Here is a 21,308-nt window from a genome sequence, read left to right on the forward strand (position 1 = left end):
CTCATTCCGTCCGTTCGCGTTCAGTTGGACGTCACGGCAATGCAATCCCGTACCCGTCCGATGCGATGGCCGGCGTGAGCGCGGCTGCATCGGGATACAGGACTAGACGCGCTCATGGCTGGTCGACATCGCAAGCCCAATTCATCTACGCCTACGGCTACCCTGGCCAAGATCGCCGTAACCGGCGCGGTCTTCGGTGGCAGCAGCCTCGTGCTGATCAGCCAAGTCAACGCGGCCACCGACAGCGAATGGGACCAGTTCGCCCGCTGCGAGTCCGGGGGCAACTGGGCCATCAACACCGAGAATGGATACCAAGGCGGATTGCAGTTCGCACCCGGCGCCTGGAATGCCTACGGCGGCGGCGAGTACGCGTCTCAGGCCCAGCTGGCCACCAAAGAGCAGCAGATCGCCGTCGCTGAGCGGGTGCTCGCGCACCAAGGCCGTGGCGCCTGGCCCGTCTGCGGTCGGTCCCTTTCGGGCGCCACGCCCCGCAACGTCCCTTCGACGGATCCCGAACCCGTCCATTCGCCGCTCAACAACCCCGGAGTCAACAACGTCGCCTCGCCGCCGTCCGACCCAGTCTTGGCGCCGACAGCGTTCCCCCCAGCGCCCTGGCCGGTCCAGCTTGACGGCGCGGACCTTCCAGCCCCTGAGTTTGCTTACGACACTCCCAAAGAGGTAGCGCTCACGACACTGATCCATCAGTTCTCAGGGACGCCATACATCTATGGCGGGGATTCTCCAGCGGGAACCGACTGCTCGGGACTGGCTTCGTGGCTAGCGAATGCGGCGAGTGGCCGTCCGATTTTCGGGGATAGATTTGATACCAGGACCGAGGAAGCTGCCTTGCTGGCACGCTGCTTCCATTATGGAACTGTGCAGGGCACCTTAGTAATTGGATGGAATAACCACCGCACGGCGGTAACGTTGCCGGACGGGACTCCAGTATCCAGCGGTGAAGGCGGCGGGGTGAAAGTCGGCGGACGCGGCGCTTATCAGGCCGAGTTCACCACCTCCGCCGGCAAACTGCCTGCAGACCGATCCACCACGGCACTTCCCTTTGCGGCGGCCACGAGACTGTCAGATAGACGGCGGATCTGGCCTTGGCATCGGTTAGTTTTCGATCGGCGTGATCCCGTCGCGCTAGTGGCGGAAATGGGTTTGCCGGACGTCCGTGTTGCTCTTCATCGGCCGTCCGGCAAACCATGTGGGTGGGTTAGGGGACTTGGGCTCCGTCGGGGATGACAAGTTTGCCATCGGGGTTGACGTGAGCACCGCCGATGCGAGGGATGGGGATGTCGCCAGCAGGGCAGGCGTAACTGGTTCCGTCACCACACAGTTCGTTGCGAAGGTACGAGCGGTTGTCCACGATGTCGTCAGCCCAGGCGAACGTCGGCATGACACTGACCAGGGCCATGAACACGGAGTAGGTGATCTGGATGAGGTTGAACATTCCCGCTACAGCCAGGAAGCGCAGCCATTGACCCTGCCGCGATGACACCCTCATTGACGTCAGGCCCCGCTCGATCAGCGTCTCCCCACGGTCGTTGCGGAAGAAGTAGATCGTAGCGGGTGCTACCCAGTAGAGGAACGCGCAGATAAACGGCTGGTAGAGCGGGTACTGGTAGAACTCGCCCTGAAAGATAGTTAGCGACGGCAGGGTGCCGGCGAAAACGTACATCCCAGTCCGTACGTAGATGATGCCGTCGAGGATGAACATCGCGCCAACCGCGATCGCGTAGATTACGCCGACCAGCCGCAGATTGCCGATCCCTGGTCGGCGGCCGCGGATGTAACGCATGAGGGCGCAGAATCCCACCGCTGGCAACACGATCCCGAAGCAGTAGATCGGGATGAATAGCAAGAAGGGCTCGGCGAGGTGCTCAGCGTTGGGCGACCCCCAGAAGGGCAGGTAGTTGTTCCACGAACCGAAGTTCACCAGGACGGGGTTGATCGTGTACACGTGGTTGAAGTAGTTGGCCGCCGTGTCGACCCAGTAGGACGTGAGGACGGCGAAGAATGCCATCCCGTACAGGCTCATCCGGCCATCCCGGCGCCACGGCCGCCACACGAGGAAGTAACCGGTCGCGATCATCAGGAAGGGTCCGATTCCCTGCATAAGGTTCGCCGTTAGCGTCATCCATCCCGGAATGTGATCCGGCCCCGCCTCGGTGGGCCGGGGTCCCGACAGGATCCACCGCGAGTACGGATACACCTGTACCAACAGGCAGATGACACCGACGGCTGCGAACCACTTGACCGGTTTCAACTTCTGGGATTGGAAGCCTATATCGACTTCGACGAGCGGGGCCTGCCGCGATGCGTCCGTGGACAACGTAGTTTCTCCCTCCCGGGTGTGGCACGGGGCCTCTGGCGAGGCGCACTAACCGTCCGGTCCCGGTTCGGGTCAGGGTGGTGCTGAGTCCGCGTGTCTGTCCAGATCCTGTTCCGCTGTATTGACCTCCTCGCGCGTTGCTATGCCGGTCGGATCGGCCCGTTCCGGGAGGCTGAACCGCGGCTTGTCTGATCTCACCGAACCCGGGTCCACTTCACTGGCCGCAGGTGACTGCCGCAGGGCCCACAGGCTCGGACCCGATTGAAAGGACACACATATGACGACGGCCGAACATGCCGATGACGCGCTCGACCTGGCCGCCAGAGCGCTACTGAGTCCCGAGGCCTACGACGGCAGCGAGACGATCAACGACGCCGCGCGGCTGCTGCGCGACCAGTCACCGATCCACTACGTCGAGCACCCCGACTACAACCCCGTGTGGGTAGTCACGCGCCACGCCGACGTCATGGAAATCGAGGCACACCAAAAGGATTGGCTCCAGGGCGGCCGTCCTTTCCTGCAAACCAAACATGAGATCGAACGCATCGAACGCGGCGAGGTTCCTGACGTCCGCGTACTCATCGACTACGACGGCGACGAACACCGCGCCTACCGAGGCATCACCCAGAAGTGGTTCACCACCCGAAACCTCAACCGGCTCAGCGATAGAATCACCGTACTGGCCAAACGCGCCGTCGATCGAATGGACGAGGCCGGAGACCACTGCGATTTCGCCCAAGACATCGCCATGCACTTCCCCTTCGAGACGATCATGTCGCTTCTCGGGCTACCCGAAGCCGACTACCCTCTGATGCTCGACATCAGCCGCCGCGTCCTGGGCTCCGGCCCCGAAGAGGACCGACTCAACCCCGGCAGCGACGAATACGGCGCCCTCATCGGCGAACTGTTCATGTACTTCAGCAGGATCACCGAGGAGCGCCAAGCCAACCCGACCGAAGACCTCGCCTCGGTCATCGCCAACGCCGAGCTGCCCGGCATCGGAGAAATGCCCCTCATCGACAGAATCGGCTACTACACCATCTTTGCCACGGCCGGCCATGAAACCACCGCCTCGTCCATGTCAGGTGGAATCCTGGCCCTCGCACAACACCCCGAACAACTCCAGCTCCTCAAGAACGACCCCACACCCGCCAACATCCGCGCCGCCACCGATGAAATCCTGCGTTGGGTGACCCCACTCAAACACTTCTGCCGATACTCCGCCGGCGACTACACAATCGGTGACCACGAATTCCACGCCGGCGACCGGGTCTTCATGTCCTACGCCGCTGCCAACCGCGACGAACGAGTCTTCGACAACCCTGACACTTTCGACATCACAAGGACAAACGCCGGTACCCATCTCGCGTTCGGCTTCGGCGCTCACCACTGCCTCGGCGCAGAACTCGCGCGCATCCAAATCCGCGCCCTGCTCACCGAGCTCATCCCACGCCTCGACACCATTGACATCAACGGCACACCCGAGTACATCAAGGCAATCTCTGTCAGCGGCCTCAAACACCTCCCCGTCCACTACAAGCTCCACCGCCCGACAGACCAAGGACACTAGATGGCTCGGGCAGCCGAAGAACGCGACAATTCGTTTGACGCTTTGGTCATCGGTGCGGGCGCTGGCGGCATGGCCGCTGCCGCGAGGCTGAACAAGGCCGGGTTCCGCACCCTGCTGGTCGAGGCGCGTGATCGCGTGGGTGGCCGCGCATCAACAGTTGAGCAGGACGGGTTCCTCGTTAACACGGGCGCTCTCATCATCGAAACCGGCGGCGAGAACGGCAGGCTGTTCGCGGACGTGGGGGTATCCATGGGTACCCGGGTGCCGTCACAACCGCTGGCACTCCGGGTGGGTAACCGGGACGTGCCCCTGCTGAGCGGCGTGATCGGCACTCTCGGAATGCCGTTGGTCGCGCTTGCCGGACTCGTTGCTCGACGTTTCATCAGACTCCGCCCGAAACCTGGGGAAAGTCTCGGACGCAAGCTTGAAGGCCGAGGCCCATACCTGCGTGGGTTGTCGCGCAATATCACCAGCGCCGTCTTCGCCGCCGAACCCGCCGACGTGGACGCTGCCGTGGTTTTCGACTACTTCACCAAACCCAAAGCCCTCGACACCTTCGGATTGCACCCCGACGGCAGTATCGGCCCATGGCAAGCACTCGCCGATCATTTCGAGCACACCGGCGGCGCGCTCTGGCTGAACAGTCCCGTCACCCGGCTGACTTTCGACTCAGACGGGCGCGTGAATGGTGCCGTGGTCCAACGCAATGGCGAGGAAATGGAGATCTCGACACGCGTCGTCGTGAGCAACGCAGGCCCGGTGGCAACGGTCAACCTCTGCGGCGACGAACACTTGCCCGCCGGTTACGCGCAGTGGGTTCGCTCGCAGTCTGCCCCGAGCGCCCTGATCACCGTCAACTTCGCGAGTGAACAGCTTTTGACGAGGGCCACCGGCGTGGTGTTCTTCGGACCGACTCGGCGACTCGCCTACGCCGCCCATCTGACCGCGACGTGTCCAGAGATGGCACCTCCGGGCTGGTACCTGTATGCCGGCACCAGCACGCCGCACCCGGCTGTCGGAGCCTTCGATGTCGACACGGAGGTCGGCATGCTGAAAGCCGATCTCACGGAGAAGTTTCCCGGTTTCGAATCCGCTCGGATCCTGTCGGTTCAGGTCTGCGCTGGCGAAGAGTGGCCTGCGCAGCGTGCCATTGCCGGCCGAGACCTCCCCCAGACGACCCCGATCGCAAACCTCTTCAACGTCGGGGACGGAGCCCGCGAGTGGGGCTCAGGAGGGCAGAGCGGTTGTGTGCAGTCAGCCCGGTTGGTGGTTGAGCGAATCGCCAGGGAGTTGCCGCGCCAAGTTCGACTCAGCAGTTCATCCGACTGAAATCCGCAGTCTGCGCTACCTGGGGACGACGACTACCCGGCAGTCGCTCCCGCGAGCCGCTTGAGCTCCGTGCAGACCTCGATACTGCGAGCGAACGACGCCTGCGCCTCCTCGGGTCTGCCGACCATTCCGAGGTAGTCGATGGGTACGACCCAGTCGACACCGTTCTCAAGGAATGGCTGGATCTGTTGGGCCACTGAGACCGACGAGCCGTGAAACCAGGCGCGATCGCAATGGTCTCGGGTAACCGCTGCGACGACTGACTCAACGTGATCATCGGTCATTTCATACGGCAGCAGATCCTTGTAGTACGCCCAGTTCTCCGGCACAGGGACGGGTAGGGACTCCGCTCGCCATGCGGATGGCTCGATGCGGCCAAGTGTTCCGGTCATGTACTTGAGGATCGGGTTTTCGAAGGCCCGGTCGATGTAGCCGCTATCCTCATGCAACATCACTCCCGCCCAGACCCCGATCTTGAACGATTGCGGGTCACGCCCCTTGGCTGCCACCTGGGCGCGCAGATCCTCGACGCGAGCTGCGGTCGCCTCGGGGGTAGCAGCGTTTGCCCGCACTGCGAGAATGATGCCGTCGGCATACGACGTCGCGTAGTCGGAGAGCATTGGTCCACCGCCGAGTGCCCACAGCTGGGCAGGATGAGTCCGCGCCGAGCCGATCGATGCGCGATCCAACTCCCATCGGCGGCCCTTGAAGGTGATCGGCTGGCTGGACTCCACGAAACGTCGGTAGATCTGGAACAAGTCGTCCATGCGCGAGATGCCCTGATTCGTCGGATGCCCAAACGGCTTGCTCTGCTTGATCTCTCCGGCGCCAACCTGAAAGACTGCACGGCCCTCCGTCATGTTCGCCAGCGTCAGCATGGCTTGCACCGTTTCGACCGGTGGCCGGCGCACGGCGTCCGTCGACACGTGGATCTCAAGACCGGAAGTTGAAGCTGCGGCGTACCCGGCCATCATGAGCGCGTCGGAGTGCGAGTCCACATCCGGGATGAACGCGGCCATTGGCGCGTTTTCGGGGGTCCACAGTTGCCGCGGAATGAAGTTGGTGATCTGATCCGGGATTAACGCAGCATCCACGCCGGCCCCAACAAGCGCCCGACAGGAGTCGGCAATGTTCTGCGCCGGGAAGTGGCGGTCGCCCCACACCGAGATGCCGGTCTTGAGGCGGTCGGTCGAGTTGTTCTCGCTCATCGGGCTCCTAGTAAGGAGTGGAGGCGCGCCAATACTTCTTCTACGACGCAGGGGCCGGACAACACTAGGGGACTTGGGCTCCGCCCGGGGTGACGAGTTGGCCGTCGGGGTTGACGTGCGCTCCGCCGATCCGGGGGATCGGGATATCAGCACTCGGGCAGGCGTAACTGGTTCCGTCGCCACACAGTTCGTTGCGAAGGTACGAGCGGTTGTCCACGATGTCGTCAGCCCAGGCGAACGTCGGCATGACGCTGATGATCACCATGGTGAGCATGTAGACGCCTTGGACGAGGTTGAACATTCCCGCCAGAGCGAGGAACCGTAGCCACTGACTCTGACGCGGCGACACCCGCATCGACGTCAGGCCCCGCTCAATCAGCGTCTCCCCGCGGTCATTACGGAAGAAATAGATCGAGGCCGGGACAACCCAGTAGAGTGCGGCGCAGATGATCGCGTGATACACCGGGTACTGGTAGTACTCGCCCTGAAACAAGGTCAGCGACGGGATCGTGCCGACCATCGCATACATCCCAGTCCGTACGTAGATGATGCCGTCGAGGATGAACATCGCCCCGAACGCGATCGCGAAGATCGCCCCGACCAGCCGCAGATTGCCGATCCCTGGTCGGCGGCCGCGGATGTAACGCATGAGGGCGCACAATCCCACCGCTGGCAACACGATCCCGAAGCCGTACATCGGGATGAATAGCACGAACGACTCGGCGATGTGCTCAGCGTTGGGCGACCCCCAGAAGGGCATGAAGTTGTTCCACGAACCGAAGTTCACCAGGGCGGGGTTGACCGTGTACACGTGGTTGAAGTAGTTGGCCGCCGTGTCCAGCCAGAACGCCGTGAGGACGGCGAAGAATGCCAGCCCGTACAGGCTCATCCGGCCATCCCGGCGCCACGGCCGCCACACGAGGAAGAAGCACGTCGCGATCATCAGGAGGATTCCGACTCCCTGCATGACGTTCGCCATGAGCGTCATCCATCCCGGAATGGGATCCGGCCCCGCCTCGGTGGGCCGGGGTCCCGACACGATCCATCGCGAGTACGGATACACCTGTACCAACAGGCAGATGACACCGACGGCTGCGAACCACTTGACCGGTTTCAACTTCTGAGATTGGAAGCCTGCATCAATCTCGACGAGCGGCGCCTGCCGCGACGAGTCCAGGGACAACGTAGCTTCTCCCTCCCGGCAGTGGCACAGGGCCTCTAGCGAGGCGCGAACCGTCCAGACCGCGGTTCCGGTCAGAATCGTGCGACGACACCACCGGTGTCGATGCCGTGTTCCGCTCCGTTGACCGTCGCGTTGGCGTCTTGTCGCTCGTTCCGAGAGACTGAACCGGATCTTGTGGAATCACAGGGAAACTGGATCGATCTCTCTGAACGCCAATTCTGGCTGCCGAACCGACCAGGCTTGAACTCGCCGCCTGGCTCGCACCGATCAGGAGAAGTGCCGTGCCAGTGGACCGGTTGTTGCCCACTCCAGAGGCCGCCGAGCTGATCGCGCTGACCCGCGAGGTCGCCGACAAGGTGCTCGATCCGATCGTCGACGAACACGAACGCACCGAGCGCTACCCCGAGGGCGTGTTCGCGCAGCTCGGCGCAGCCGGCCTGCTGAGCCTGCCGCAGCCCGAGGAGTGGGGCGGTGCCGGTCAGCCGTTCGAGGTCTACCTGCAGGTCCTCGAGGAGATCGCCGCACGGTGGGCCGCGGTGGCCGTGGCCGTCAGCGTGCACAGCCTGTCGTCGCACCCGCTGCTGATGTTCGGCACCGACGAGCAGAAGCAGCGCTGGCTGCCAGCCATGCTGTCGGGAAACCAGATCGGCGCGTACAGCCTGTCCGAGCCGCAGGCCGGATCCGATGCCGCCGCGCTGCGGTGCGCCGCCACCCCCGATGACGGCGGTTACGTGCTCAACGGCTCGAAGTCCTGGATCACCCACGGTGGGGTCGCCGACTTCTACACGCTGTTCGCGCGAACAGGCGAAGGCAGCAAGGGCATTTCGTGCTTCCTGGTGCCCGGTGATCTCGAGGGCCTGAGCTTCGGCAAACCCGAGGAGAAAATGGGCCTGTCCGCGGTGCCGACCACGTCGGCGTTCTACGACAACGCGCACCTCGACGCGGACCGTCGCATCGGCGCCGAGGGCCAGGGGCTGCAGATCGCGTTCAGCGCACTGGACTCCGGGCGACTCGGCATCGCCGCGGTCGCGGTGGGTATCGCGCAGGCCGCGCTTGATGACGCCACGCGCTATGCCAACGAGCGAACGACGTTCGGCCGCAAGATCATCGACCACCAGGGGCTGGGCTTCCTGCTGGCCGATATGGCGGCGGCGGTGGTCAGTGCCCGAGCCACCTACCTCGACGCCGCCCGACGTCGGGACGCCGGCCTGCCGTACTCCACACAGGCCAGCGTCGCCAAGCTGGTGGCCACCGACGCGGCGATGAAGGTCACCACCGACGCCGTGCAGGTGTTCGGCGGAGCCGGGTACACCCGCGACTACCGCGTCGAGCGCTACATGCGCGAGGCCAAGATCACCCAGATCTTCGAGGGCACCAACCAGATTCAGCACCTCGTCATCGCACGCAGCCTCACCTCCTAAGTGCGAGATTTCCTGTTCCGGGAGGCTGAACCCAACCTTGTCGGATGTGTCGCAACTGGGTCCACTGTTCTCAACGCCACCCCACCAAACACCAAGGACACCAAATGGGCGCCATTTGCGCGGGATTGAACGTCGTCGAGATCGGCGCAGGGAGTGCTGCGGTCTCGATGGCCGGCATGGTCTTGGCGGATGCCGGCGCCAGGGTCATGAAAGTCGAACCTCCAGAGGGGGACCGTCTTCGAACGGCGCGGCCCAGTGGTTTCCTGGTCTGGAACCGGGGCAAGGAAAGCGTTGTCGCCGATCTCCGTACCGAGGAGGGGTGCGCAGAACTGCGGTCCCTCGTTGCGCATGCCGATGTCGTTCTCGAAGGATTCGCGCCTGGGACGACTGATGATTGGGGCATCGGACCGGACGAACTGCGCAATCTGAATCCACGACTCGTCCACTGCTCGTTCACCGGGTTCGGCCGTACTGGCCCGTACGCGAAGCTGAAGGGTTACGACTCACTGGTAGCTGCCAAGGCCGGCCTTTGGTATCGAGGCGCATGGGGGCATCGTGACGGGCCGATCACCGCTCCCGTCGCCTGGGGAAGCTATGGGGCTGCCATGCAAGGCGTCGCCGGGATTCTCGGAGCACTCATGGTGCGAGAGAAGACGGGGCGGGGCCAGATACTCGACGCAACTCTCATCGCGGGACTCGATGCTCTGGAGTACTACGTCGCCACCACGGTTCAACTCATGGCGAAAAGGGGAGACAAGCCATCAGCCGACCTGCGAACCCTGACGGGATCGAGCCGTTACATGGTGATGGTCGTGACAAGCGACGGCCACTTCATTCAAACCGCAACGCTTCTGCCGCGGCAAGGTTGGGCGCTCAATGACGTTGCAGGGCTTAGCGACTCGACCGATGATCCCAGGTTCAAACGGCTGCCGATGTTCGACACCGCCGAAGATGCGCAGGCGTGGGAAGACCAGCTTCTTGAGGCGTTCCGGGCCAAGGATCTCGAGTACTGGCTACCGCGTCTGGAGGCCAATCCCGACGTCGCGTTCGAGGTAGCGCGCACGTCAGAGGAGGGGCTGGACCATCCGCAGATCGTTCACAACGGCGACGCGATCGTGGTGGAGGACCCCGTACTAGGGCCCGTTCGCCAGGTGGGTCCCATCGGACACTTCGAGCGAACGCCTTGTGAAATCACGCGATCGGCACCCGCGCTTGGCGTGAACAACGGCCCTCTCGTCGCCGGAGACGAGGAAGAACCGAGTTCGCCTGCGCCCGAGCATCCGTTCTCGGGAAAGACGATCGTTGAGTTCGGCTACTTCTACGCGTTGCCGTACGCCGTCTCCCTGGCGGCTTCCCTTGGGGCGCGGGTTATCAAGATCGAAGATGCCGGCGGTGACCCGTCGCGGCAGTCCTTCGGACCTGAAGTCGGCAGCAGCAAGACGCTGTTGGGTAAGGAGAGCATCTCCGTTGACTTACGCACTGACGAAGGGCGCCAGATAGCGCATCGCATCATCGCGAAGGCCGATGCATTTGTCACCTCCTTCCGATCGGGGGTCGCCGACAGGCTCGGACTCGGCTATGAGGAGCTGCGTTCGGAGAATCCGCGGTTGCTTTACGTTCATGCGACGGGTTACGGAACCGACGGACCCTACGCAGACCGCGCTCAGTACGCCAACACCGCGCAAACCGTTGCGGGAAGTTTCGGTCGACAGGTCGGCTACTGGTCGCATCCGTCGATGAACGAGGGCATGAGCGTCATCGAACTCCAGGCCATCGTTCTGCCGCGCCTCAATCAGGTCATCGACGGTGACTCGAATGCGGCCCTGGGCTTGACCGCTTCGCTGGCTCTAGGTCTTTATGCTCAGCAGCAAACAGGTCAAGGTCAGTTTCTGCGTACATCGATGATCGCCGGGAACGCGTGGGCATACTCGGATGACTTCTGCTCGTACGAGGGTAAAACCCCTGTCCCGCTGTGTGACGACGACTACTTCGGAACAAGCGCCCTGGACCGCGTCTATGAGGCCGCCGACGGTGGCTGGGTATGCCTGGCAACTAGGACGGAGCGAGAGTTCGGCGACCTTGCCCAGGTGATGGGCATGACCAACGTCTGCAGTGACGGACGCTTTGCGACCGCTGCCGCCCGAGATGCGAATGACCACGCCCTGACTTCACTCCTGGCTACGTCGTTCCTCACTCACGCTGCAGCTCACTGGGAGTCGGTGCTGAGCGCAGCTGGGGTTGGCTGCGTAGAGGTGAACATGAACGGCCAACCGCCGTTTATCGCCTTCGATCCCGTGCTGCGGGAAACGGGACTCACCGTGACCTATGAACACCCTGTGTTCGGAGAGATGGTGCGGGCTGCGCCTCCTGTGTCCTTCTCGGAGACGCCCGGACGTGTGGCGCCACCGCCGTTGCGTGGGCAGCACAACCGCACGATTCTCACCGAGCTCGGCTACAACCCAGAACAGATCGAAGACCTCGAGGCACGAGTGGTCGTCATACCGCCGAGCTGACGGCGACTGTTCGGACAGGAGACGCAACAATGTCAGGAACCTCGACGGCCATCGACAGCGAGTGGTTCCGCAGGGTGCTGGGCAACTACCCTACGGGGGTCACTGCCGTCACCGCGATCGGTGACGACGGCGAGCCAGCGGGAATGGCAATAGGATCATTCACATCGGTATCGCTCGACCCACCACTGATCGCGTTCATGCCCGGCAGAGCCTCGACCAGCTTCGCGAGAATCCGCACCGCGAATAGCTTCTGTGTTAATGTGCTGGCCGCCGATCAGGAGGACGTGTGTCGAGCGATGGCCGGCGCAGGGGACGGCAAGTTTGCGAAGGCGGCGTGGACGCCCGCACCATCCGGAGCTCCACGGCTCGATGGAGTTGTCGCCTGGATCGACTGCGAATTCGAGTCGGTCACTGAAGCGGGCGATCACTATCTCGTCCTGGGAAGAGTCCGCGAACTCCACGCGACAGGTGAACGACTTCCGCTTGTCTTCTTTCAGGGCGGTTACGGCAGCTTCTCGACAAGCTAGTCACGAATCGAAATTGCTTGCCCGGGGCGGGTTTCGATCGGAATGCAATGCGACGACTAGTCTGTTCGCAATACGATGGCACCGGAGTTGAGAAACATCCCTCCCATCGCAAGCAACGCAGCCACGGCGCCCGGCACCTGGCGGTCAGCGGCGTCACCTCTGAGTTGAAGCACCGCCTCACGAACATGGCCGCTCCCCTGCGTTCCCCCGTCGGAGAGGCTGCCGCCGTGCGTGTTCACCGGAACGCGTCCGCCGAGCAGCAGACGATCCGCTCTCGTGTCCCAGTTGTCGCGGAAGTAGTCCGGTGCTTCACCGTCTCCGCAGAACCCCATCACCTCGAACCACCGGACGGCGATGACGGTGAATCCGTCGTAGGGGAAGAACACATCGATGTCGCCGAGTCCGATGTCAGAGCGCGCCCATAGGGCGCGGGTGGCGATCTGCTGCCCCGTATGGTTGAAGTCCAGCGTCTGATCCTCATAGGGCACTTTGGCTTCTCCCATCACCGCGGCATGGATCAGCACCGGGCGACGCGCCAAGTCGTGGGCTCGCTCCGCAGTCGTGATGACGAACGCATCGGCTCCGTCAACGGGGACGTCCATGTCCAGGATTGCCAGCGGCTCTCGCACCATGGGCGAATCGAGGTAGTCCACCATCGTCAGTGGCTTGCGCATCGCAGCGTGCGGGTTGAGTGCCGCGTTGGTTCGCCCGTTTATGGCGATCGACCCGAACACCTCTCGGCTGGCACGAAATTCATGTAGATAGCGTGCTGCCCACGCGGCGTAGCCGACTGGACCGAACATCGTGTCGGGGTTCTGGTCACGCCCGGCCTGGCCCAGGCTGGAACGTAGCCTGAAGGGACTGTTGTTCCCGGACCGGGATGGGGGCCGGTAGGTGCCGTGATAGCACAACACGGTCGTGCAGGTGCCCGCGTGGATGGCGTTCATCGCCTCGATGATCTGGTGCTGAAATGGGATAGTCGGATTGCACCACCAGGTGATAGCCGGAAGCCCCAACGCGGCTTGGACTGCATGCGTGTCGACCACTGTTGATCCGCAGACACCGTCGATATCGACCGCCGTGAGCCCTGCGTCGCGAATGGCATCTATGCAAGCCCGAGCCACCATCGCCATCGGACTACGGCCTGAATCTCGCACGTAGGGTGGGCTGGCGACACCGACGATCGCTGTCTGATCCTTGATCGAGTAGCGCAACGCCTTTCAGCCCTCGTCGTCAGCCTGCTGGAACGCGGGAACCGGCTTCCCGTCGCGTTCGATCCAGATCAGTTCGACTTTCGTGCCGATCCGCACGCCGGCCGGGTCGCCGACGACGCCAGCCGTGAAGCGCAGACCCGCCTGCTCGACCAGTTCCACCGCGGCCAACGGATAGCCGGCGTCGTAATCCACCCCCGAAGCGGGCGATCCCACTCGCAGAACCGTGAGCAGCGCGATTCTTCCGCTGCCACGCACTTCACGCGCTTCCACACGATCGGACCAGCACTTTGCACACACCGGGCGCGGAGGTTCGTGCCACCAACCACATTCGCGGCAGCAGTGCACAAGCAGCTTGTGTGTCAGCCTGCCCCGGTAGTGGGCGACGTTGTCCTGATCGACCGAAGCGTTCGGGAACGCAGCGATCACCTCTGCATCCGTCCACGTCACCATCTCGCCCATCGCGACGAGCGTAATCAGTTCACTTAGGCTGTGGTGCCGCCTAGTCCGGTCAGCTGAACACTGCATTGCGATGGTTGAGCACGCGGCTGACGATCGCAGTCAGTCGCATGAGCTCGCCATGGTCGATTGCTCGCCGTATCGGCTTTCCGAACCCACGATGGAGGACCACCGATGAACACGGTGTACACGAATTGCCGAATCTGCACATCGAACTGCGGCACGAAGGTGACCGTCGACGACGACAATCGCGTGACACACATTGGGCCCGACAAGGAGAACCCCTATACCTGGCGGGACTTCTGCCGCAAGGGTCAGACTGCCGACGAAAGCCTTCACCATCCCCTGCGTCTGACATCGCCTATGCGCCGCGACGGTGAGCGATACGTGGAGGCCACCTGGGACGAAGCAATCACGGACATCGCCCAACGGATGCGGGCGATTCGAGATCAGTACGGCCCCCAGGCCATCGGGATGTACGTCGGCAACCCGGCGTACTACGCCTCTGCCAACGCCTTCTTCTCGACGGCTTTGCTCGACGGCATCGGTACTCACAACCGCTTCAGCGCCACATCCCTGGACACCAACAACTGGCACCGCGTCAACCATGAGATGTACGGCACGCCCATCCTGGGCCTGCTACCGGACGTCGATGACTGCAAGTGCTTTCTCCTGGTCGGAATGAATCCGGCGGCGAGCGGTGTGGGGTGGGGTTGGACGGTTCCCAACGGATGGCGCCGCATTCTCAAGGCCCAAGCGAATGGCGCTGATCTGATAGTGGTCGATCCTCAGCGCACTGCGAGCGCCGAGAAGGCCACCACTCATCTCGCCGTTCGCCCACGGGGGGACTGGGCGCTATTGCTCGGTCTTCTCAAGGTCATCTTCGACAACGGCTGGGAAGACCAGCAAGCCTGCACTCTGCTGAGGGATCTCGACGTCGTCCGAGATCTGGCCGCCGCCGCGGACCTGGACGATCTAGCTCGCCACTGTGGCATCGAAACCACTGTGATCACCGATGTGGCGCGTCGCTTCGCGCTCGCAGAAACGGCGTTCTGCGAGACCCATACCGGCGTGTCACAACATCCCACCGGAACCATTGGTGAATGGTTCTCACATCTCCTCAACCTCGTCACGGGCCGGGTCGACCAGCCGGGCGGTAAGCGGTTCGAGAGGGGGTACGTCGACAGCATCTCTCTGTGGAAACACTTGTCACCACATCAGGAGCATGTTTCCCGAGTGCGCGGGCTGCCGGCCACGGCTGGCTATCTGCCGGCTGCGGAGTTGACCAACGAGATCACTGTTCCCGGGGAGGGACGGATCCGCGCGCTGATCATGAACGCGGGCAATCCCGTTGTGTCGGCACCCGGTGGCAATCAATTGGACCCGGCTCTAGCGTCGCTTGATCTCCTCGTAGTCGTCGACATTCTGCAGCGGGAGAGCCATCGCCACGCACACTGGCTGATTCCTGACACTCACTTCTTGGAGCGCGAGGACCTGTTCGTGCTCATCTCGCAATTTCAGGACATGCCCTTTGCACAGTTCGCGCAGCGGGCTGTCGAACCGCATCCGAATGTGCGCGAGGCTTGGCGCTTCTTCACCGATCTAGCGCTGGCGATGAAGGTTCCCATGTTCGGCAAGCGCGGGTTCAACTCGATGATCAAGGTCTCCCGTCTGTTGGCGAAGCTGACGGGTCGCCCGCTCCTCGAATTCAATCCCCGGTGGCTATTCCGGGCGCTCGTCATCAGCGGTCGAAGACTCAAGTGGAAGGACATTCTTACTCACGAACACGGCTACCTATACGGCGAGAAGGAGTACGGCCATTTCGTGGATAAGGGGCTTCAGACCTCCGATCGGCTGGTTCATGCCGCGCCGCCCGAATTCGTCACAGAGGCGCGTCGCCTGTTAGCGATCCCGCCAACCGACGATGCTCCCGACACATTCAGACTGGTCGGCCTACGTCACAGTCACACGATGAATACCTGGCTGAGTGACCTACCGGGCATCCGCGCCAAGAAGAAGTTCAACGAAGCCGCGATCCATCCTGCCGATGCGGACCGCCTCGGTGTCAGCACCGGCGACCTTGTGCGAGTCACCTCGCCAGTGGGCTCGATCGAGCTTCCCGCTTCGGTGACCGACGGTGTACGTCGAGGCGTAGTGGTGGTTGAACAGGGCTGGGGTTCAAGAGTTTTCGATCCAAGAGGAACTGCCGAGCCTGTGTCATTCGGGGTGAACAGGAATGCTTTGGTCGACACTCAGGAGTTGGATCCGCTCTCACAGATGCCGTCGCTCAACTCTCAGTGCGTCACGATCGAGCGCATCGAAACAGCTCCGGGTGCCGTAGGCGGGAACGAAGATGAAGCGCGGACACCTGCGGGCCGACGCCGGAAAGTCGTTACCCCTTCAGCGGATTGATGCCGACGACAGGTAATGGGACTGAGGCACGCAGGCGTGGTCGCGGAATGACGAAATATTCCGGTCCGCTGAATTGCGGATTGCGAGATACGTGCGCAGTGGCAGACGATCTCAGAATGAGTCCCCTTCTCTCGTGGTCAAAAACGTCGCGACCCTCGCCGATTGTCCCGCGTGTTGCGCTGGTCACCGGCGGCGGTAGCGGTATGGGGCAACTCGCGGCGTGGCGATTGGCGGAGAGTGGTGCGGCAGTCGGGGCGCTGGATATCAACTCGGCGGGCCTAGACGAGACGGCTGCTCGCTTCCCCGGACTGATCAGACCGATCGCAGTCGACGTCACCGACGAGGCTGCAGTCAACGACGCCGTCGACGAAATCGAAACCCACCTCGGTCCCATCGACCGAGTTATGAACGCCGCGGGTGTCGCTCAGACCGTGCCGTTGCTAGACCACCCTCCTGCACAGATCAAGCGGATGATGACCATCAACTACTTCGGGACGGTCAACGTCAGCGCTGCTACGCTGCCGCGGATGCTGGAACGACGTCGCGGGCAACTGATCAACTTCGCGTCGTTGCTCGGACTTGTCGGAGCACCGAATCTCGGCGCATATGTCGCCAGCAAGGCGGCGGTCATCGCGTACACCGAGGCCCTGTGGTCGGAGAATAAGGACTGCGGGGTACGGATCATGTGCTACTGCCCGCCAGCGGTCAGCACGCCCATGTTCTCCGACTTCATTCCCGAAGCAGCCCAGCGAAAGACAGCTCAGAGGCTCCGCCTCGCTATCACACCTGAGCGTGCTCTCGACTCACTCGAGAGTGCCACCGGAGACAAGGGATTTCTCATCGTTCCGACTGCGGTCGCACAAATCATGTGGTGGACGCGGCGACAAAGCCCCGGACTGATGGGCAAGCTGATGAGCATCTCGACGAACATGCAGGGCGGCGATCACCCAGCCGTCGGGCCGCGCGCCTAACTCGCCATGACCGAATACACGAATGCCCCGACGCCCGAAACCGTGGACGAACTCGTCGACAGGGCACGCACAGCACAACGGGCCTGGGCTTCGCTCGATCATCGCGAGCGCGGCCGGCGACTTCGCGCAGTCCGAGCCCGGTTAGCCTCGACGGCACCGGAGATCGCCCAGGCGATCGCCGACGAGACAGGCAAGCCGGTAACCGATGCTCTCTTCGAGATCGTATCCGGCTGCGTCATGCTCGGCTGGGTTGCGAACAACGCCCATCGTCATCTCAGAGATCGCCGCGTCTCTTCGCGGCCGTACGTGATGAAGCAGGCCCGCGTCCAATACGCCCCGCTCGGGGTCGTCGGGATCATCGCTCCGTGGAATTACCCCGTCGCAATCTCGATGCAGTCACTCCCATTCGCACTTGGCGCCGGAAACGCTGTCGTCTTCAAACCATCTGAACTCACCCCGCGCACTGGCCGTCTGCTTGTCGAGTGTTTCGCTCCCGCCGGCGAGGACCTCGTCGTGCTGGCCGATTGTGACCCCCGAGTCGGGGAGGAACTCGTTCGGTCGGATATCGACAAGCTGGTGTTCACGGGAAGCAGCGCCACCGGTCGCAAGATTCTCGCCGGAGCCGCCGAACGGATTCTTCCCGTCGTGCTCGAACTCGGTGGGAAAGACGCCATGCTCGTCTGCCATGACGCCAACATCCAGGCGGCGGTCGATGCCGTTGTGGCAGCCGCATTCTCGAACGCCGGACAAACCTGTATGGCGACCGAACGTGCGCTGGTCGTGGAATCCGTCTATGACGAGTTCGTCGATCGAGTGGCGCAGGCGACGCGCCGGCTGCGCGTGGGACCGTCGAGCGACGCCCAGGTCGGTCCGATAGCCCACCCCCAACGTCTGCAACTCATCGAAAGCCGTCTCGACGAAGCTCAGCATCGCGGGGCCAAGATTGTCGCCGGGGGACAACGCCTGCCTTACGGCGCAGGCTGGTTCGAACCGACGGTGGTCGTTGACGTTCCCACTGACACCGAACTCTGGCGCGAGGAGAGTTTCGCGCCGGTCCTCTCGGTCGCGAGAGTTCGTGACGAGAATGCGGCTGTCGAGCTAGCCAACGACACCCAATTCGGGTTGAGTGCAAGTATCTTCACGCAAAGCCGGAAACGGGCCGATCGCCTGGCAAGGTTGCTCCATTCCGGCGGGGTGGTGATCAATGACGCAGTGACCGGAGGCGCGCTGCCAGGGCTCACGTTCGGCGGTGTGAAGAAGTCCGGTTTCGGACGACTCCAGGGACCTGAGGGGCTCCGCGAACTCTCCCGCACGACCGCGGTCGTGTCGCCGATCTCCATGCGCTTGCCAAGCTTGATTGGCATGATGTTCAACAGAAAGCGGCCACCGAAGCGGTTCATCGAGATCCTCCTCCGGTCGCGGTATGGACGCGGCCACAAATGAGGACGCAACCAGGCCCACCGCTGGTTACCTCGCGAATAGATTTCTGGCCAGCCGCGTTCGATGCCACTCGAATGTAACCGTCGTTGCAATGCAGTGCGGCAATGGGCACCGCATCGGAATCACCCGCAGGATACGTTCCAACGCCGGCCACAGCGGATTCCGCCGGCACTCTCGCCATCTCCGTGTCGACCACCATCGACGCGCACCGGTGCTTTACCGCCTGGAACGTGCCGACTGGATCGCCTGGCTAGGTTAGTCCATTCCGGCGGGGTGGTGATCAATGACGCAAGGACCGGAAGAGTGTTCATCGAGATCCTCCTCCGGTCGCGGTATGGACGCGGCCACAAGTGAGGACGCAACCAGGCCCACCGCGGGCTACCCCGCGAATAGATTTCTGGCCAGCCGCGTTCGATGCCACGCGGTGTCACCTGCCAGCACCTGATTGAGCCGGGCGCGTTTGAGGTAGAGGTGCGTGTCGTGTTCCCAGGTGAATCCGATGCCACCGTGCATCTGCAGAGCGGCTGATGCCACTCGAATGTAACCGTCGTTGCAATGCAGTGCGGCAATGGACACCGCATCGGAATCACCCGCCGGATACGTTCCAAAGCCGGCCACAGCACATTCCGCCGCGACTCTCGCCATCTCCGTGTCGACTACCATCGACGCGCACCGGTGCTTTACCGCCTGGAACGTGCCGATTGGACGACCGAATTGCACACGCTCCTTGGCGTATTCGGCAGTCATCTCCGTCAAGCGTTCGGCGCCCCCGAAGCTGTCACACGCCAGTGCCGCGGCGAAGCGGTTCAGCAGCGCGCTGAGGACTGGGCCGGCCTCCCCAACAGCGCCCAGTGCAGCGTCGGCCGTTACCTCGATACCATCCAGACGCACATCGCACAGCCTGCGAGTTTGATCGACACTCGGCGTGATCCGAATCTCGGCTTGCGATGGTTCTACCGCGAACAGCGAGAGAGCACCGCTTTCCTCACGAGCGGCGACGATGAGAAGGTCCGCGGTATGGGCGTCAAGAACGAAAGCGGCTCTCCCGGTGAGGTGATAGGCGCCGCGCAGCGGTCTGGCGACGATACCGGGTTCGGCGGCACCGTGCGCCCCCGAGTCGGTGAACGCTACCGCTGCCTTCGCCTCTCCCGAAGCCAGGCGAGGCAGCCACTCGGCGCGCTGCTGCGCCGAGCCGGCCAGCATCAGTGCACCGATCCCCAGGGTGACCGTTGACAGCAGAGGCGTCGGTGTCACGTGACGCCCGAGTTCTGCAAGTACGACGCCGAACTCGACGAACGAACCGCCCGCGCCGCCGAATTGCTCGGGCACCGCAATTCCGCACCAACCGAGCTCGCTCAGCCGAGACCACAACACCGGATCGTGGCCGACGGGGTCGTCCAAGAGCTCTCTGACCTTGGTCGAGGACGAACCTTCGGCAAGGACGTCCCGCACGATCTCCCTGAGATCGTCGAGATCCACCACCGGGCTGTATACCACTTCGATACTCCTAGTCCATCAGTGGGTCTCGGGGTAGACCGAGCACCTTCTCGGCGATCAGACTTCGCTGAATCTCGTTGGTCCCGGCGGCGATCGTCCACTGCCACGACATGATGTAGTCACGCATCCAGTAGCCCGACTCCCACCCGACCGATAGCGGCAGATCGCGTAACAGCTGCGCCTCCAGGCCGCCACAGCGGACGGCGAACTCCATCAAGCGTTGCAACAGCTCGCTGTAGTAAAGCTTGATGATCGAGGCTTCTGGGCCGACACCGCCGTGCCGCACGAGATTCTCGACCATCCGACCGCAAATCAGACGAAGAACCTCCACGTCCGCGTGAAGTTGAGCGAGTTCCTGAGCGACGGAGTCGCGGGTTTCAGCGCCCGCACGGCGAGCCGTCTCAACGAGTCGAGGAACGATTCCCCGCAACCGCTCGCTCAGCTCCACCATCGACAGGCCGCGCTCGGCTACCAACGTGCTCTGCGCAATCCGCCAGCCGTCGTTCTCCTCACCTATGCGGTCCGTAACCGGGATCCGAACATCAGTAAGGAAGATCTCGCAGAACTCGTCGTCACCGGTCGCCTGCCGAATTGGTCTGACTTCGACTCCGGCGCTGCGCATATCGAGAAGGAAGTACGAAATTCCCTTGCGTTTGGGCGCCGCGGCGTCTGTTCGTGCCAATAGGATGCACCAATCGGCGAACTCCGCGTAGCTCGACCAGATCTTCTGCCCGTTGACGACGTACACATCACCATCGCGCACGGCGCGCGTCTGCAAACTGGCGAGATCGGAACCGGAGTTGGGCTCGGAGAATCCTTGGCACCAGATCTCGCCGTTCAGGATTCCCGGCAGGTGGCGTTGCTTCTGCGTCTCGTTACCCGCATGAAGCAACGTCGCAGCTGCGTGATTGAGTGACACGAAGTAGAGCGCGAGCCGTGGCGCGTCGGCCTTTGCCAACTCTTCGTACAGTACGACCTGTTGCGCGAGGGAGAATTCGGCACCACCCCACTGCTTCGGCCAGTGCGCTACGGCGTAACCCACCTCCCTCTGCTCCTCGATCCACCACCGCTGAAATTCGAGGTAGTCCTGCTTGCCGACGCCTGTCTGTCGCACTCGCCAATCGGAGGGCACGTGCTTGGACAACCAATCGCGCACCTCCAGACGAAAGGCATCGAGATCGCTGAGAGCATCCTCGGCGTCACCCGTCTGCGTCAACTCGCACCTTCCCAGC

16 protein-coding genes are annotated in these 21,308 nt (G+C 62.9%); 9 read left to right on the forward strand and 7 right to left on the reverse strand.

Annotation, left to right across the window (positions count from 1 at the left end; translation table 11 throughout):
• The first annotated feature begins 114 nt into the window (after positions 1 to 114).
• Positions 115 to 1,245 (forward strand): transglycosylase family protein, encoded by a 1,131-nt coding sequence (locus ABIA65_RS00505; protein WP_354522272.1) that lies wholly within the window; start codon positions 115 to 117, stop codon positions 1,243 to 1,245.
• Here the strand turns inward: ABIA65_RS00505 and ABIA65_RS00510 are convergent.
• Positions 1,217 to 2,335 (reverse strand): spirocyclase AveC family protein, encoded by a 1,119-nt coding sequence (locus tag ABIA65_RS00510; RefSeq protein WP_354522273.1) that lies wholly within the window; start codon positions 2,333 to 2,335, stop codon positions 1,217 to 1,219. The genes ABIA65_RS00505 and ABIA65_RS00510 overlap by 29 nt on opposite strands.
• 277 nt (positions 2,336 to 2,612) lie before the next feature.
• Between ABIA65_RS00510 and ABIA65_RS00515 the strand changes: the two genes are divergently transcribed.
• Together ABIA65_RS00515 and ABIA65_RS00520 are read left to right on the forward strand one after the other, a co-directional pair.
• Positions 2,613 to 3,905 (forward strand): cytochrome P450, encoded by a 1,293-nt coding sequence (locus tag ABIA65_RS00515; RefSeq protein ID WP_354522274.1) that lies wholly within the window; start codon positions 2,613 to 2,615, stop codon positions 3,903 to 3,905.
• The gene (locus tag ABIA65_RS00520; RefSeq protein WP_354522275.1) at positions 3,906 to 5,234 is read left to right on the forward strand and encodes a phytoene desaturase family protein; all 1,329 of its coding nucleotides are present in this window, start codon (positions 3,906 to 3,908) and stop codon (positions 5,232 to 5,234) included.
• A gap of 32 nt (positions 5,235 to 5,266) precedes the next feature.
• Here the strand turns inward: ABIA65_RS00520 and ABIA65_RS00525 are convergent, their stop codons facing one another.
• Positions 5,267 to 6,442 carry an LLM class flavin-dependent oxidoreductase gene (locus tag ABIA65_RS00525; RefSeq protein WP_354522276.1) on the reverse strand — a complete coding sequence of 392 codons (1,176 nt, stop codon included), beginning with the start codon at positions 6,440 to 6,442 and terminating at the stop codon, positions 5,267 to 5,269.
• A gap of 64 nt (positions 6,443 to 6,506) precedes the next feature.
• The gene (locus tag ABIA65_RS00530) at positions 6,507 to 7,559 is read right to left on the reverse strand and encodes a spirocyclase AveC family protein (RefSeq protein WP_354522277.1); all 1,053 of its coding nucleotides are present in this window, start codon (positions 7,557 to 7,559) and stop codon (positions 6,507 to 6,509) included.
• 347 nt (positions 7,560 to 7,906) lie between these two features.
• Here ABIA65_RS00530 and ABIA65_RS00535 point away from each other — a divergent pair, with 347 nt between their 5' ends.
• The 3 genes from ABIA65_RS00535 to ABIA65_RS00545 all read left to right on the forward strand — a co-directional run bounded on the left by ABIA65_RS00535 (position 7,907) and on the right by ABIA65_RS00545 (position 12,086).
• Positions 7,907 to 9,046, forward strand: a complete 1,140-nt coding sequence (locus ABIA65_RS00535; protein WP_354522278.1) for an acyl-CoA dehydrogenase family protein — start codon at positions 7,907 to 7,909, stop codon at positions 9,044 to 9,046.
• 104 nt (positions 9,047 to 9,150) lie between these two features.
• Positions 9,151 to 11,559: a CaiB/BaiF CoA transferase family protein gene (locus ABIA65_RS00540; RefSeq protein WP_354522280.1), complete on the forward strand. Its 2,409-nt coding sequence runs from the start codon at positions 9,151 to 9,153 to the stop codon at positions 11,557 to 11,559.
• 29 nt (positions 11,560 to 11,588) lie between these two features.
• Entirely contained in the window at positions 11,589 to 12,086 is a 498-nt protein-coding gene (locus tag ABIA65_RS00545) for a flavin reductase family protein (protein WP_354522281.1), read from the forward strand.
• 56 nt (positions 12,087 to 12,142) lie between these two features.
• Here ABIA65_RS00545 and ABIA65_RS00550 read toward each other — a convergent pair whose 3' ends face one another.
• Entirely contained in the window at positions 12,143 to 13,132 is a 990-nt protein-coding gene (locus ABIA65_RS00550; RefSeq protein ID WP_354522282.1) for a thiolase family protein, read from the reverse strand.
• 174 nt (positions 13,133 to 13,306) lie between these two features.
• On the reverse strand, positions 13,307 to 13,759 hold the full coding sequence (locus tag ABIA65_RS00555; RefSeq protein WP_354522283.1) for a Zn-ribbon domain-containing OB-fold protein: 453 nt from the start codon (positions 13,757 to 13,759) through the stop codon (positions 13,307 to 13,309).
• 171 nt (positions 13,760 to 13,930) lie between these two features.
• Here ABIA65_RS00555 and ABIA65_RS00560 point away from each other — a divergent pair, with 171 nt between their 5' ends.
• From ABIA65_RS00560 to ABIA65_RS00570, 3 genes are all read left to right on the forward strand, one after another.
• Positions 13,931 to 16,168, forward strand: a complete 2,238-nt coding sequence (locus ABIA65_RS00560) for a molybdopterin-containing oxidoreductase family protein (RefSeq protein ID WP_354522284.1) — start codon at positions 13,931 to 13,933, stop codon at positions 16,166 to 16,168.
• A gap of 116 nt (positions 16,169 to 16,284) precedes the next feature.
• Positions 16,285 to 17,139: an SDR family NAD(P)-dependent oxidoreductase gene (locus tag ABIA65_RS00565; RefSeq protein WP_354522285.1), complete on the forward strand. Its 855-nt coding sequence runs from the start codon at positions 16,285 to 16,287 to the stop codon at positions 17,137 to 17,139.
• 6 nt (positions 17,140 to 17,145) lie between these two features.
• Entirely contained in the window at positions 17,146 to 18,582 is a 1,437-nt protein-coding gene (locus tag ABIA65_RS00570) for an aldehyde dehydrogenase family protein (RefSeq protein WP_354522286.1), read from the forward strand.
• Positions 18,583 to 18,957: 375 nt separating this feature from the next.
• On the opposite strand, the gene ABIA65_RS00575 is transcribed toward ABIA65_RS00570, so the two are convergent.
• Positions 18,958 to 20,076 carry an acyl-CoA dehydrogenase family protein gene (locus tag ABIA65_RS00575; RefSeq protein WP_354522287.1) on the reverse strand — a complete coding sequence of 373 codons (1,119 nt, stop codon included), beginning with the start codon at positions 20,074 to 20,076 and terminating at the stop codon, positions 18,958 to 18,960.
• A gap of 10 nt (positions 20,077 to 20,086) precedes the next feature.
• Entirely contained in the window at positions 20,087 to 21,292 is a 1,206-nt protein-coding gene (locus ABIA65_RS00580; RefSeq protein ID WP_241401566.1) for an acyl-CoA dehydrogenase family protein, read from the reverse strand.
• Positions 21,293 to 21,308 lie beyond the last annotated feature (16 nt).

This window comes from Mycolicibacterium sp. 624, from assembly GCF_040548615.1.
Classification (GTDB): Bacteria; Actinomycetota; Actinomycetes; order Mycobacteriales; family Mycobacteriaceae; genus Mycobacterium.